The organism is Aquabacter sp. DMC10 (assembly GCF_056314145.1).
Genome location: NZ_JBQUYX010000001.1, coordinates 385,433 through 399,158, shown reverse-complemented (window position 1 = coordinate 399,158; position 13,726 = coordinate 385,433). Strand labels below are relative to the sequence as shown.

Sequence of the window (13,726 nt, the reverse complement as noted above, 5' to 3'; positions counted from 1 at the left end):
TTCTCAGAACTGGGTGTCGTCGCCGCCCTTGAGGGCGAGCATGGCGCGGGCGTCGTCGGGGCTGGCAACCTCAAGGCCCAGGCCCTCGATCACCTGACGCGCGAGCCTCACCTGGTCGGCGTTGGATGTGGCGAGCTTGCCGCGTCCCGCCCAGAGCGAATCCTCAAGACCCACCCTTATGTTGCCCCCCATGGAGGCGGCCATGGCGGCGATCGGCAACTGGTTGCGGCCCGCCCCCAGCACGGACCAGCGATACTGGTCGCCGAACAGCCGGTCGCACGTGCGCTTCATGTGCATCACGTCCTCGGGATGGGGGCCGATGCCGCCCAGCAGGCCGAACACCGACTGGACAAAGAGCGGCGGCTTCACCAGCCCGCGCTCCAGGAAATGCGCGAGATTGTAGAGATGGCCGATGTCGTAGCACTCGAACTCGAAACGGGTTCCGTTGCCGTAGCAGGTGTGAAGGATATATTCGATATCCTTGAAGGTATTACGGAAGACGAGGTCGCGGGTGTTCTCCAGATGGGTCCTCTCCCAGCCGTGCTGGAACGAATTGTACTTGTCGAGCAGGTGGAACAGCCCGAAGTTCATCGAGCCCATATTCAGCGAGGCGACCTCCGGCTTGAAGGTGGCGGCGGGCAGCACGCGCTCCTCCACCTTCATATAGGGGCTGCCGCCGGAGGTGATGTTGATGACCGCCTGCGTGGCCTGCTTGATGCGCGAAAGGAAGGGCGCGAAGGCCTCTGGCCTCTGGTCGGGCTGGCCGGTCTGCGGATTGCGCGCATGCAGATGCAGGATGGCGGCCCCCGCCTCGGCAGCGGCGAGGGCTTCCGCGACGATCTGATCGGGCGTGATGGGCAGATGGGGCGACATGGTGGGGGTGTGAATCGCCCCCGTGATCGCACAGGTGATGATGACCTTGCGCCCGCCGCGCGGGGGCACGGCGGTGGTGGTGGAATGCGTCATGGGCTTTCCTCTCGATGGTGGGCGCGGGCGCAGCCGGGCCAGTGCCGGGACACGCCGTCCCGCGCCTCTCGTCATTTCAAAGCATGTGATGGTCTGGATGGTGCGCCCCGCGGCTGGCCTTGGCCGGGCGCGTCCGGGGCTATTTGGCGTCGAGAATGGCGACGGCGCGCGTCCATCCCGCCGAGCCACCGCGCACTTTCACCGGAAAGCAGCACACATCGAACCCGGTGGCGGGAAGCGCTTCCAGATTGTGCAGCTTCTCAAGATGGCAGTAGCCGATCTCCATGCCCGCGCGGTGGCCTTCCCAGACGATGCTGGCATCCCCCGTCTCGGCGAAGCGGCGGGCCATGTGGCTGAAGGGCGCGTCCCAGCCCCAGGCATCGATGCCGGTCAGGCGCACGCCCCGCTCCAGCAGGTAGAGCGTGGCCTCCCGGCCCATGCCGATGCCCACGTCGATATAGTCTGGATGGCCGTAGCGGCTGCCCGCGCGGGTGTTCACCAGCACGATGTCGAGCGGCTGCAAGGCGTGGCCGATGCGGGCCAGTTCCCGCTCCACATCGTCGGCGCTCACCACATAGCCGTCGGGCAGGTGTCGGAAATCCAGCTTCACGCCACGCTGGAAGCACCAGTCCAGCGGCACCTCATCAATGGTGATGGCGCGCTGACCCTGATCCATGGTGGAGTGATAGTGGTAGGGCGCATCCAGATGGGTGCCGCTGTGGGTGCGCAAGGTCACCGTCTCATTCCCCCAGCCTTCGCCGCCCGGCAATTGGTCCCGCGTGAGGCCGGGGAAGAAGCGGAAGATCTCGGCTGTGTTGTCCTGGGGGGATTGGTACTCGATCCGCGGGCCGAAGCCCGGCTGGTCGACGGGCGTTTCGTTGTCCAGCATGATGGAAATGTCGATCAGCTGCCTGGGCATGGTTCACCTCTCGTTGAATGGGGGATGGGAGTCGGGCGGCCGGCTCATTCGGCGTTGGGCGACAGCCGCCTTGCGGCCTGCGCGGGATCGGAGCGCGTGAGGCGGCCGAGGCTCTCCAGTTCATGGTCGAGTGCGCCGATGGAGCGGCCGCGCGTCTCGAAGCCGAACACAAGGAAGGCGAGGGCCACCAGGGCGAACCAGCCCGCCAGATAGAGGAAGGCTGGAACCACCGCGTCCAGGGTCGCCTGTGGGGTGACCACGTTGGACGAGCCGATGATCCAGGCCAGGCCCAGCGGCCCGATAATCTTGCCGATGCCCCCGAAGCCGTAGGCGGACCCCATGCCGGTGGTGCGAAGGCGGGAGGGCCACACCTCGGCGGCATAGGGGCCGACCACCGCGAAGCCGCCATCCACGAAGATGTTGGCAACGATCAGGGTAAGCCAGAACAGCGAGACGGGACCGATGAAGGCGCTGTGCAGCATTGCCGCCGTCACCAGGCTCGCGGCCGCGGCGATGCCGATGAGGATGCCGCAGGGCCGCCGACCGATGATGTCGGTGAGCCAGGCGAACAGGAAGCGCCCACCCAGCCCGCCCAGGCTCACTGCCGCCATGTACCAGGAGGCCGCGCCGGGGGTGATCTGCAACAGCAGCACGAGCAAGGTCGGCGCCCACATGGTCATGCCGTAATGGCCGGTCTGGATGCCCAGATTGGTGAGCCAGGACACCGCAAGGCTGCGGGGATAGCGGAACAGGCCCACCAGGCTCGCCTTCTGCGGCCGCGCGGCGACCATGTCGGCGGCCGCGGGCGCCGGCACCTTCTCCGGCTGCGTTTCAAGCGCCCAGGCGATGGAGCGACGGGCCGCCTCGACCCGGCCCTGTGTCATGAGCCAGCGGGGCGATTCCGGGATCCAGGCGCGCAGGAGCAGCAGGGCGAAACCGGGCACCATGCCGACGATGAACAGGCCGCGCCAGCCAATGAGCGGCGGCAGCGTGGCCGCCGCCAGGGACGCGAGCAGAAGCCCCACCGGAACCGCCGCTGTGATGAGCCCGCCAATGCGGCCTCGCAGGCGCGCCGGCACGAATTCCTGCACCAGCGGCAGGTCCACGCAATAAAGGCCGCCAGCGCCGAACCCGACCAGGAAGCGCAAAGCCGCCAGAAAGACCCAGCCCCCGTCGGGGGTGAAGGCCAGGGCGCCCGTGGCTATGGAAAAATTGGCGATGGTGGCCGAGAATACCGCGCGCCGGCCGATGCGGTCCGCCAGCCATCCCCAGAACACAGCGCCCAGCGTGGCGCCGACGCCCGATGACAGCAGGACGATGGCAGACTGGCCGAAGGTCAGTCCCCAGGGCTTCACAATGAAGGCCAGGACAAACCCAATAATGAACAGGTCAAAGAAGTCCAGCATGTTGCCGCCCACGGCGGCACCGATCAGCTTATACTGATTGCCTGTCAGCCGGGGCTGACGATCCAGCATCTCGAACATGAGCACCCTCCCGAGTGATGACTTTTTCTTGTGATTGATGGTGATGCGGCGATGGCGACCGCCGCATGGCCGGCTGTCCGGCTGGTCAGGACCAGAATGCGACGACACCCAGAACGGTGAGGCTCAGGGCGCCGAGCGCGAGGGCCGCCGCCCCAAAGCCTTGGCGGAAAGCGGCCATCTGCTGCGGGCACGTGATGTCGACGTGCTCCAAGCAGGTGAGAACGAGGTGGCACGGCAGCGCCATCATCACGGGAGAGGCCACCCGCGCATGATGCGGCGCCTGATGCGGTAAATGGCGCGGTGCGCCCGGCGCTCGGGCGCCGCGATCCTCCCGCATGCTTGCTCCCCGCACGTGTCGTGTTCTTATTGAGCAGGGATTGAATAGCGCGGCGCGACTTGTTGTCAACCCTTATTGACTGTAACTTGAATAAGAGCGAGGGCGCGGGGATCGATGTCGGGCGATAAGGCAGGGGAACCGGTGGTGCAGAAGGCCGGGCGGGAAAAAGCCCCGCCTGCGCGGACGGCGGCGGGCGCGAAGAGCGCGCCCCGGCGTCGCCTTGAGCCGGAGGCGCGGGCGCGGATGATCCTGGAAGGGGCCATCGCCTTCTTCGCCGAGCGTGGCTTCGATGGCCAGCTGCGCGACCTCGCCGACATGCTCGGCGTCTCGCAGGCGCTGATCTTCACCTATTTCGGCAACAAGCAGACCCTTCTGGAGCGCGTCTATGACGAGGTCTATCTCGCACGCTGGCGCGAGGATTGGATCGACCTGCTCAAGGACCGCACGCAGCCGCTGGATGAGCGTCTGGTCGCCTTTTATCGGGATTACCTAACGGCGCTGGACGAGCCCATCTGGATCCGCATCGTCCTGTATTCCGGCCTTGCCGGCAACGAACTCACGCACCGCTATGTGTCGCGGCGGGTGGAAACCATCCTGCGCACGATCATGGAGGAACTGCGCCATGCCTATCCCAGCGCCCTGGCGGGGGTCAGCGAGGCGGATCTCTATGATCGTGTCATCGATCTGCAGGGCTCGTTCATCTACGGTCTTGTGCGCAAGCACGTCTGGCGGCTGCCGGTGAGCACGGATAATGCTCAGCTCAGCAGCCAGCGGGTGCAGCATTTCCTGCAGGGCCTGCAGGGAATGCAGCCGACGGAGCCAGCATCCCCCCGCAAGGGGCGGGGCCCGGTCAAACGGAAGCGGCCCGAGGTTTGAAACTCCCTGGGGGATGGAGGCGCGGCGTGTCGGACTTGACGCTTGCTCACGCGGGGGCTGGGCTCATCGCTTCGCTCAATGACATCGTCGGCGCGCGGCACGTGCTGACCCATCCGCGCCGGACCGCGCGCTACCGCACGGGCTTCCGCTTCGGTTCCGGCCCGGCTCTGGCTGTGGTGGAGCCGGGCAGCCTGGTGGAATTGTGGCGTGTGCTCCGGGCCTGCATCCAGGCCGGCACCATCGTCATCACGCAGGCCGCCAATACCGGCTTGACCGGAGGCTCCACGCCCTTTGGTGACGACTATGATCGCCCGGTGGTCATCGTCAGCACGGTCAGGCTCAACCGCATCCGCCTCATCGACGGTGGCCGGCAGGTCATCTGCCATCCCGGCGCGCGGCTCTATGAGCTGGAGAATGCCCTGAAGCCTTTGGGGCGCGAGCCTCATTCGGTCATCGGCTCGTCCTGCATCGGCGCCTCCGTGCTTGGCGGGGTGAGCAACAATTCGGGCGGGTCCCTCATTCGCCGGGGCCCCGCCTATACCGAGCTGGCGCTGTTCGCGCGCGTCGATGACGCCGGCCAGCTGACCCTCGTCAATCATCTGGGCGTCGATCTGGGCAATGACCCGGAGGCCATGCTCGCTGCCCTCGATCGGGATGATTTTGGCGAGGACCGCATCCGGCATGATCCCGCCGCCTTGGCCTCCGACCGCGAATATGCCGTGCATGTGCGGGATGTGCAGGCCGACACTCCGGCCCGCTACAATGCCGACCCCCGGCGCCTGCACGAGGCCTCCGGCAGCGCCGGCAAGGTGATGACCTTCGCGGTTCGCCTCGACACCTTCCCGCTGGAGGAGAAGACCCAGGTCTTCTACATCGGCACCAATGATCCGGCAGAGCTGGAGGCAATCCGCCGCCACATGCTCATGCACTTTGCAAACCTGCCGGTGGCGGCCGAGTATCTTCACCGCACCGCCTATGATATTGCCGCCACCTACGGCAAGGACATGTTCCTCGCGATCCAGCATCTGGGCACCGCCCGCTTGCCGGGGCTATTTGCGGCCAAGGCGCGCATCGATGCGCTGGTGGCGCGTCTGCCCTTTCTGCCCGCCGGCCTCACCGACCATCTCATGCAGGCGGCCAGCCATCTGTTCCCCTCCCACCTGCCGGAGCGCATGACCAAGTTCCGGGATGCCTATGTCCATCATTTGATGCTGAAGATGAGCGGGGACGGCATTGCAGAGGCGCGGGCGCACCTGGCCACGGTCTTCCCGTCAGCCTCCGGCGACATGTTTGAATGCACGCCGGAAGAAGGGACGAAAGCCTTCCTGCATCGCTTCGCTGCCGCCGGCGCCGCCATTCGCTACCGGGAAGTGCACAAGAGCGAAGTGGAGGACATCGTCGCCCTCGACATCGCCCTGAAGCGGTCGGACCTGGATTTCGTCGAGGTCCTGCCGGACGACATGAGTGGCCCGATCATCCATAAGCTCTATTACGGGCATTTCTTCTGCCACGTGTTCCATCAGGATTATATCGTGCGCAAGGGCCACGATCCCATCGCGCTGGAGCATCGCATGTGGAAGCTGCTGGATGCGCGCGGAGCCCGGTATCCGGCGGAGCACAATTTCGGCCATCTCTATGAGGCCCCTGCGGAGGTGACCGACCACTACAAGGCGCTTGATCCGTGCAACTGTTTCAATCCGGGGATTGGCGGCACGCTGAAGACCCTGCGCTGGGTCCCTCCCGCACAGCGGTGACCGCCCACGGCCCGGTCCTGGCATAGGAGGACGCGGAGAGTGCGCCCGCCTCTTGCCGGGCCATCCCGCCCGGGCGAGCAGGGGGCGCCGCAGCGTTCGTTCGAGAGCCTTGCCTTATTTCTGGGCAGGGCGGAAGGGCGTCAGGCGAGATCGGAGGCACCTTGGCGCGCGCCGTGGGTGGCGACAATTTTCTTCATGGCTTCAATGAATTGGCGCCGTTCTTCCGGCGTGAGCATGTCGACGGTCACGGCATGGGCGCGGCGTGCGCCGTCTTCCATCTCCTCCAGCATGCGGCGGCCTTCGGCGGTCAGAGCGCAGCTTTGCGACCGTCGGTCCATGGCTGAGGTGCCGCGCCGGACCAGCCCGCGCGCCTCCAGGCGTTTCAAGGCGCCGGTGGTGGTGGTGCGGTCGAGGGCGACCATGCGCGACAAGGTGGTCTGATCGGCCTCCTCGCGGTCCGCCAGCGCGGACAGCAGGCTGTATTGCACGGGCGTTACGCCGAACGGGGCACACAGCTCAGAAAACAGGCTGACATGGATCTGGTGGACCCGCCGCACCAGAAAGCCGGGGCGGTCCGACAGCGGCCAGTCCTCCGCGGCGGCGGGCGGCGAAGGTGTTTCATAAGCATTTGATTTATTGCGTGATTTCGTCACGTCTCGCGATCCTTCTGCCCCGTCACGGGGATTGAAATTGATCTAAGTCAAATCCTGGCACGCGCCCTGCATAAGGGGAAATACGAAGCATGCTTCGCTTTTCCAATGCGGTCCCAGCACCGCGCATGCATGGACGGAGACCCCCGATGGCTGATCCTGCGGGATACGATATCCTCCTCAAGGGCGGGCATGTCATCTGCCCCGCCTCCGGCATTGATGGCATTCGCGATGTGGCGGTGCGCGACGGGCGCATCGCCGCGGTGGAAGAGACCATCCTGCCTTCCAGCGCCGCCGAGATCATCGATGTCAGCGGCAAGCTGGTCCTGCCGGGCATGATCGACACCCACGGCCATGTCTATCAATACGTCACCGGCCGCTTCGGCCTGAACCCCGACATGGTGGGCGTGCATTCCGGCGTCACCACGGTGATCGACCAGGGCGGCCCGTCCTGCATGACCTTGCCCGGCTTCCGCAAGTTTATCGCCGAGCCGTCCGACACCCGCATCTATGCCTTCCTCTCCGCCTATCTGGTGGGCGGGCTCGAAGGCCATTACTACCCCAACCTTTACAGCCCGGACTGCGTGGACATCGAGGCCACCGTTCGCTCGGCGGTGGCCAATCGCGACATCGTGCGCGGCATCAAGGGGCATGCGGAAATCGGGGGCTTCGCCCGCTGGGGCATCCGCGTCATGGAAATGGCGGCGGAGATCGCGCGGCGTGCCGAAATCCCGCTTTATGTGCATTTCGGCACCCTGTGGGGCCTGCCGGAGAGCGGCGCCAATGGCGAGGATGCGGACACCATCCTGGAGCGCGTCATCCCGCTCCTGAAGGAAGGCGACGTGCTCGCCCATCCTTTCACCCGCCATCCCGGCGGCTTCGTGAACCAGCAGGGCGAGGTGCACCATGTGATCCAGGCGGCGCTCGATCGCGGCCTGAAGGTGGATGTGGGCCACGGCAGCCATTTCTCCTATCGCCTGGCCAAGAAGGCCATTGCTGCCGGCGTGGTTCCCCACACGCTGGGCGCCGACATGCACGGCTACAACACCCATGTGCCCGCCCCGGCCGGGACGCCGGAAGAGCACTATGACGACGAGAACCACCCCTTCAAGGGCCAGGCCCGCTTCAGCCTGACCCAGGCCATGAGCTCCATGATGGCGCTCGGACTCTCGCTGGAGGAGGTGGTGCCCATGGTCACCATCAATCCGGCCAAGATGATCGGCCTGACCGATCGCGTGGGCTCGCTCACGGTGGGCTATGCGGCTGATATTTCGGTGCTGGACGACCATCGCGGCCGCTTCCTGCTGCGCGACAACGAGGACACGAAGGTGGTGGCCGAGCGCCTGCTCACTCCCGCCTTCTGCCTGCGCGCCGGCAAGAAGTTCGACGCCGACGCCGTCATCCTGCCCCAGGCGGTGGCGGCGTGAGCACGGCGTCCGCAGCGGCGGCTCATCCCGCCCCGCAGGAGGTTTGGGATACCCTGTCCCAGGCCGAGCGGGATGCCGCCTACAACAACAATGCCGCGGTGAAGACCAGCGCGGCATGGGTGGAGGCGCGGGACATTGCCGCGCCTCTCTTCCGCGCGGCGGCGAAGGCCCATCTGGACATTCCCTATGGCCCCGGCGCCCGGCAGAAGCTGGATCTCTATCCTGGCGCGGCCGGTGCCCCCTGCCTCGTCTTCATCCATGGCGGCTATTGGCAGCGCAATTCCCGCGAGCTGTTCGCCCATTATGCCGAGGGGCTGCTCGCCCATGGCTGGTCGGTGGCCATGCCCAGCTACACGCTGGCGCCGGAGGCCCGCCTGCCGGCGATCGTCGCGGAGATGGGCGCGGCGCTCGACCTGATCGCGGAACGAGGCGCAGCCTTTGGCGCGGGCGGACCGGTGGTCGTGGCCGGCTGGTCGGCCGGGGCGCAACTGGCGGTGATGCAGCTCGATCATCCCGCTGTGACGGCCGGGCTCGCCATATCCGGCGTCTATGAGCTGGCACCGTTGCGCGACACATTCCTCAACGGGGCGCTGGACCTGTCGGAGGCGGAGATTGCCGCCTGTTCCCCATTGCGCCATGTGCCTTCCGAAAAGCCCTTGGTCATCGCCTATGGCACGGCGGAGGTGCCGGCGCTGGTGCACGATTCCCGCGCGCTTGCGGCGCGCCGCGTTGCTGCCCACGCGCCGGGTGCGCTCCTGCCCATTCTGGGGGCCGACCATTTCTCCATCCTCGACGAATTGCGCCGTCCCGACGGCCAGTTGGTGCGCGCCGCGCTGGACCTGATGGGGAAGGCGGCGACATGAGCCCGACCCAGAAACAAGAAGGCGTCGGCGCCCGTCTCCCCCGCAAGGAGGATGACCGCCTCATGCGCGGTCGCGGCCAGTTCGTTGGCGATATTCGGCTGGCGGGGATGCAGGACGTGGCCTTCGTGCGCAGCCCGCTCGCCCATGCCCGCATCCGTGCCATCCATGTGCCCGACGATCTGAAAGGCCGGGTCTTCGTGGCGGATGATCTGGAGGGGGTGAAGCCCATCCGTGCCGTGTCCGGCCTGCCGGGTTTCAAAGTGTCGGAGCAGCCGGTGCTCGCCACCGGCAAGGTGCGCCAGGTGGGCGAGTTGATCGCCATGTGCGTCGGCGACACCCGCGCGGAAGCCGAGGACATGGCCGCCCGCGTGGAACTGGACCTGGAAGAGCTGCCCGCCCTGCACGACATGCTGGCCGCCCGCCAGCCGAGCGCGCCGCTGGTGCACGAGCAGTGGGGAGACAACGTCTTTCTCGAAACCCTCGTCAACATCAATATGGAGGCCGCCTTCGACGCGCCGGTGAAGGTGTCGCGCACCATCTCCACCGCCCGCCAGTGCATGGCGCCCATCGAGGGGCGGGGGACCGTGGTTCATTTCGATCATCGCGCGGACCAGCTGGTGGTGCACACCGCCAGCCAGATGCCCCACATCGTCCGCTCGGGCCTCTCCGAATGCCTGGGGCTGGAAGAGGGCCAGATCCGCATCATCTCCCCAGATGTGGGCGGCGGCTTTGGCTACAAGGCCATCCTGCTGGCGGAAGATGTGTGCCTCGGCTGGCTTGCCCGAAAGATCGGCCGCCCCGTGCGCTGGCTGGAGGATCGGCGCGAGCACTTGACCGCCGGCGCCAATTGCCGGGAGCACCATTACGAGATCACGCTTTATGCCGAGCGCGACGGCACCCTGCGCGGCATCGATTGCGAAGCGTGCGTGGATAGCGGGGCCTATTCCGCCTATCCGTTTTCCGCCTGCCTTGAGGCCGCGCAGGTGGCGAGCATCCTGCCCGGGCCCTATGCGTTCCCCTCCTATCGCTGCCGCACCTGGTCGGTGGCCACCAACAAATGCCCGATCCTGCCCTATCGCGGGGTGGCCCGCACCGGCGTGTGCTTCGCCCTGGAAGTGGCGCTGGACGCACTGGCGGCGGAACTGGGCCTTCCCCCGGAAGTGGTGCGGCTGAAGAACCTCGTGCGGCCGGAGCAGATGCCGTTCGACAACATCACCAACAAGCACTTCGACAGCGGCGACTATCCCGAAGCCCTCCGGCAGGCGCTCGACGCCATCAATGTGGACGCGGTGCGCGCGCGCCAGCGGGCGGGCGAGCCGGACGGGCGCCGCATCGGCTTGGGCCTGTCCATCTATTGCGAGCAGGCGGCCCACGGAACCTCGGTCTATTCCGGCTGGGGCATTCCCATGGTGCCCGGCCACGAGCAGGCGGGCGCCCGCCTGACGCCGGATGGCGGGCTGGAACTGCGCATCGGCGCCCATTCCCACGGCCAGGGTCTGGAAACGACGCTGGCGCAGGTGGCGCATGAAATCCTCGGGCTTCCTGTTGCCCGTACGCGGCTTGTCCATGGCGACACCGCCATGACCCCCTATTCCACCGGCAGCTGGGGCTCGCGGGTCATGGTGATGGCCGGCGGGGCGGTGGCCACCGCATGCACGGAGCTGGCCGAGCGCATCCGCCGAATCGGCGCTCATATGCTCCAGGCCCGGCCTGAGGACGTGCGGCTGGAGGGCGGGCGCGTGGTCGGCCCCTCCGGCGACATCCCCATCGAGCAGGTGGCACGCACCTGGTATCGGCGGCCGCAGGACCTGCCAGGGGAGGTGGACCCCCACGGGCTGGAAGTGACCGCCGGCTACAAGCCGCAGCGCGACAGCGGCACCTTCAGCTATGCCGCCCATGCGGTGGTGGTGGCGGTGGACCCCGAGCTCGGCGAGGTGGAGATCCTCGACTATGCCATCGTGGAGGACGGCGGCACGCTGGTGAATCCCATGGTGGTGGATGGCCAGATCCTGGGTGGCCTCGCCCAGGGCATCGGCACCGCGCTCTATGAGGAAATGCCGTTCGACAGCGCCGGACAGCCGCTGGCCTCGACGCTGGCGGATTATCTCCTGCCCGGCGCGCCGGAAGTGCCCATGCCCTTCATCGGACACATGGAGACGCCCTCGCCCTATACCAAGTTCGGCGTGAAGGGCATTGGCGAGGGCGGGGCCATCGCGCCGCCCGCCGCCATCGCCAATGCCATCAATGATGCGCTGCGCCCCCTCGGCGCGCAGATGCTGCGTTCGCCGGTGACGCCCCGGCGCATCGTGGAGCAGGTGCTGGCGGCCCGCGCCGGCGAAAGGAGCGCGGCATGAAGCCCGCCCCCTTCCGCATGGCGCGCCCGCGCACCGTCGCCGAGGCCGTGTCGCTCCTCGCCGAAAGCGGGGACGGCGCCAAGGCCATGGCCGGCGGCCAGTCGCTCGGCCCCATGCTCAATCTGCGCCTCGCCACGCCCGCGCTCATCGTCGACCTCTCCGGCATCGACGCCTTGCGCACCGTGCGGGAAGAGACCGGGCACATGGTCTATGGCGCCCTCGTCACCCATGCGGACTTGGAGGATGGCCGCGCGCCGGACATCGCCCCGCACGTGCTGCGGCGGGTGGCGGGCGGCATCGCCTACCGGGCCGTGCGCAATCGCGGCACGCTGGGCGGCAGTCTCGCCCATGCCGACCCCGCTGCGGACTGGGTGAATGCCCTGTCCGTTCTCGGCGCCGAGGTGGAAGTGGCGGGCCCTTCCGGCGCGCGCCGGCTTGCCCTGGATGCCTTCCTCACCGGCGCCCTCGCAACGGCGCTTGCGCCGGGAGAGATCCTCGTTGCCGTGCGGGTGCCGAAGCTCTCCGCCACCGCGCGCTTCGGCTATGTGAAGCATTGCCGGAAGGTGGGCGAGTTCGCCCATGCCATCGGAGCTGTCCTGGTGGACCCCGTGGCGGGGACCGGACGCGCGCTCATGGGCGCCATCGACGGACCGCCCCTCGTCTTCCCGGAGGCCACCGCGCTCTTCGGCGGCCGCATGGATGCGGGCTTTGCCGATCGCTTCGATGCCGGCGCCGCCGACGCGGCGCTTCGCGCCATCGGCATGGGGGATGCGGTCGACCGTCACGTGCATGTGGAGGTGCTGCGCCGCGCCACCCGCCAGGCCGCCGGCCTCCTCACTGACATACGGAGCGCCGCATGACCGCCGCGCCAGCCCTCAAGGCGGCCGCGATGGCCTCCGAACCGATGGTGTCCCTGACCCTGAATGGCCGACCGGTGGCGGCACCGGCGGAGGCGCGCACCAGCCTCGCCGACTTCGTGCGAGACACCCTCAACCTCACCGGCACGCATCTGGGGTGCGAGCACGGGGTGTGCGGGGCCTGCACCCTTCTGGTGGATGGCGAGCCGGCGCGGGGCTGCCTTGCCTTTGCCGGGGCCTGCCAGGGAGCGGAGGTCGTCACCATCGAGGGGCTCGACGACGATCCCATCGCCGCCGAGCTGCGCGCTGCCTTCAATGCCGAGCATGCCCTGCAATGCGGCTTCTGCACGCCGGGCATGCTGGTGTCCGCCCGCGACCTGGTCCTGCGCCTGCCCGAGCCGGACGAGACGCGCATCCGCCTCGGGCTCGCCGGCAATCTGTGCCGCTGCACGGGCTATGCGGGCATCGTCAAGGCGGTGGCCGGCGTCATCGCCGCACGGCGGGCGCGTGGCATCGGGCCGCTCGTCGCCGAGCGCCGCCTCGGCCCGGTGGGCGCGCGTCCAGGGGAGGGGGGCGACGCGGCGGTGCCGGTGGCCGCTCCCGTCCAGACGGCTGTCGCGGCCGCCACCGCTGTCCTGGCCGATGACTTCATCCCGGCCCACCGTTTCGAGCAGAGCTTCGAGGTGCCGTATCCGCCGGCCGACGTGTTCGCCTTCTTCGGCCGCATCGAGGAGGTGGCCGCTTGCCTGCCGGGCGCCGTCATCGCGCGCGTGCCAACGCCCGATCTGGTGGAGGGCGGCATGCGGGTGAAGCTCGGCCCCATCGCCACCACCTTCCGCGGCACCGCCCGTATCACGCGGGACGCGGCGGGCGCGCGCGGCACCATCCATGGCGCCGGCGGCGACGGGCGCTCACGCACCGAAGGCCTCATCGCCTACGCGGTCACACCCGGCGCGGCGGCCGGGACGGCACGCGTGGCGCTTAGCGTTGGCTATACGCTGAAGGGGCCGCTCGCCCAGTTCGGCCGGCCGGGCCTTGTGCGCGAGGTGGCCTCCCGCCTGATCGCCGACTTCGCCACGAACCTCAATGCCCGCCTTGCTGGCGCTCCCGTGCCCACCGGCGCGCCTCGCGGCCTTGATCCGCTGCGGCTTCTCCTCGCGCTGATTTCCGACCGCCTCGGGCGCCTGTGGCCCCGCGGCGGCGCTTCATCCTGACCCGCCTGCCCCTCGAGACTGGAGA

The 13,726-nt window shown here is 67.9% G+C and carries 12 protein-coding genes; 7 read left to right on the top strand and 5 right to left on the bottom strand.

The window, feature by feature from the left end:
- Positions 1–3 precede the first annotated feature (3 nt).
- The 4 genes from kce to ACT54L_RS01825 all read right to left on the bottom strand — a co-directional run bounded on the left by kce (position 4) and on the right by ACT54L_RS01825 (position 3,706).
- Positions 4–966, bottom strand: a complete 963-nt coding sequence (kce, locus tag ACT54L_RS01840) for a 3,5-dioxohexanoate:acetyl-CoA acetone transferase (RefSeq protein ID WP_476083832.1) — start codon at positions 964–966, stop codon at positions 4–6.
- Positions 967–1,105: 139 nt separating this feature from the next.
- On the bottom strand, positions 1,106–1,885 hold the full coding sequence (locus ACT54L_RS01835) for a cyclase family protein (RefSeq protein WP_476083831.1): 780 nt from the start codon (positions 1,883–1,885) through the stop codon (positions 1,106–1,108).
- A 44-nt stretch (positions 1,886–1,929) separates the two neighbouring features.
- A complete protein-coding gene (locus tag ACT54L_RS01830; RefSeq protein ID WP_476083830.1) occupies positions 1,930–3,369 on the bottom strand; it encodes an MFS transporter in 1,440 nt (479 codons plus the stop codon).
- A gap of 85 nt (positions 3,370–3,454) precedes the next feature.
- Positions 3,455–3,706 (bottom strand): hypothetical protein, encoded by a 252-nt coding sequence (locus tag ACT54L_RS01825; protein WP_476083829.1) that lies wholly within the window; start codon positions 3,704–3,706, stop codon positions 3,455–3,457.
- A gap of 114 nt (positions 3,707–3,820) precedes the next feature.
- Between ACT54L_RS01825 and ACT54L_RS01820 the strand changes: the two genes are divergently transcribed.
- Together ACT54L_RS01820 and dld are read left to right on the top strand one after the other, a co-directional pair.
- Positions 3,821–4,582 carry a TetR/AcrR family transcriptional regulator gene (locus ACT54L_RS01820; protein WP_476083828.1) on the top strand — a complete coding sequence of 254 codons (762 nt, stop codon included), beginning with the start codon at positions 3,821–3,823 and terminating at the stop codon, positions 4,580–4,582.
- Between the two features lie 26 nt (positions 4,583–4,608).
- Complete coding sequence (gene dld / locus ACT54L_RS01815) at positions 4,609–6,336, top strand: D-lactate dehydrogenase (protein WP_476083827.1); 1,728 nt, start codon at positions 4,609–4,611, stop codon at positions 6,334–6,336.
- A 140-nt stretch (positions 6,337–6,476) separates the two neighbouring features.
- On the opposite strand, the gene ACT54L_RS01810 is transcribed toward dld, so the two are convergent.
- Positions 6,477–6,989: a MarR family winged helix-turn-helix transcriptional regulator gene (locus ACT54L_RS01810; RefSeq protein ID WP_476083826.1), complete on the bottom strand. Its 513-nt coding sequence runs from the start codon at positions 6,987–6,989 to the stop codon at positions 6,477–6,479.
- Positions 6,990–7,135: 146 nt separating this feature from the next.
- Between ACT54L_RS01810 and ACT54L_RS01805 the strand changes: the two genes are divergently transcribed.
- The 5 genes from ACT54L_RS01805 to ACT54L_RS01785 are packed head-to-tail and all read left to right on the top strand — an operon-like array spanning position 7,136 to position 13,701.
- Complete coding sequence (locus tag ACT54L_RS01805; RefSeq protein WP_476083825.1) at positions 7,136–8,413, top strand: amidohydrolase/deacetylase family metallohydrolase; 1,278 nt, start codon at positions 7,136–7,138, stop codon at positions 8,411–8,413.
- Positions 8,410–9,276: an alpha/beta hydrolase gene (locus tag ACT54L_RS01800; protein WP_476083824.1), complete on the top strand. Its 867-nt coding sequence runs from the start codon at positions 8,410–8,412 to the stop codon at positions 9,274–9,276. The genes ACT54L_RS01805 and ACT54L_RS01800 overlap by 4 nt, the downstream gene beginning before the upstream one ends.
- Entirely contained in the window at positions 9,273–11,630 is a 2,358-nt protein-coding gene (locus ACT54L_RS01795; RefSeq protein ID WP_476083823.1) for a xanthine dehydrogenase family protein molybdopterin-binding subunit, read from the top strand. The genes ACT54L_RS01800 and ACT54L_RS01795 overlap by 4 nt, the downstream gene beginning before the upstream one ends.
- Positions 11,627–12,490: an FAD binding domain-containing protein gene (locus tag ACT54L_RS01790; RefSeq protein ID WP_476083822.1), complete on the top strand. Its 864-nt coding sequence runs from the start codon at positions 11,627–11,629 to the stop codon at positions 12,488–12,490. Before ACT54L_RS01795 ends, ACT54L_RS01790 begins: the two co-directional genes overlap by 4 nt.
- On the top strand, positions 12,487–13,701 hold the full coding sequence (locus tag ACT54L_RS01785; protein WP_476083821.1) for a xanthine dehydrogenase family Fe-S subunit: 1,215 nt from the start codon (positions 12,487–12,489) through the stop codon (positions 13,699–13,701). The genes ACT54L_RS01790 and ACT54L_RS01785 overlap by 4 nt, the downstream gene beginning before the upstream one ends.
- Positions 13,702–13,726 lie beyond the last annotated feature (25 nt).

Bases quoted from the DNA above. Each gene is read 5' to 3' on its own strand.
- ACT54L_RS01830 (WP_476083830.1), bottom strand. From the start codon at position 3,369: ATGTTCGAGATGCTGGATCGTCAGCCCCGGCTGACAGGCAATCAGTAT.
- ACT54L_RS01835 (WP_476083831.1), bottom strand. From the start codon at position 1,885: ATGCCCAGGCAGCTGATCGACATTTCCATCATGCTGGACAACGAAACG.
- kce (WP_476083832.1), bottom strand. From the start codon at position 966: ATGACGCATTCCACCACCACCGCCGTGCCCCCGCGCGGCGGGCGCAAG.
- ACT54L_RS01790 (WP_476083822.1), top strand. From the start codon at position 11,627: ATGAAGCCCGCCCCCTTCCGCATGGCGCGCCCGCGCACCGTCGCCGAG.
- ACT54L_RS01825 (WP_476083829.1), bottom strand. From the start codon at position 3,706: ATGCGGGAGGATCGCGGCGCCCGAGCGCCGGGCGCACCGCGCCATTTA.
- ACT54L_RS01820 (WP_476083828.1), top strand. From the start codon at position 3,821: ATGTCGGGCGATAAGGCAGGGGAACCGGTGGTGCAGAAGGCCGGGCGG.
- ACT54L_RS01795 (WP_476083823.1), top strand. From the start codon at position 9,273: ATGAGCCCGACCCAGAAACAAGAAGGCGTCGGCGCCCGTCTCCCCCGC.
- ACT54L_RS01785 (WP_476083821.1), top strand. From the start codon at position 12,487: ATGACCGCCGCGCCAGCCCTCAAGGCGGCCGCGATGGCCTCCGAACCG.
- ACT54L_RS01805 (WP_476083825.1), top strand. From the start codon at position 7,136: ATGGCTGATCCTGCGGGATACGATATCCTCCTCAAGGGCGGGCATGTC.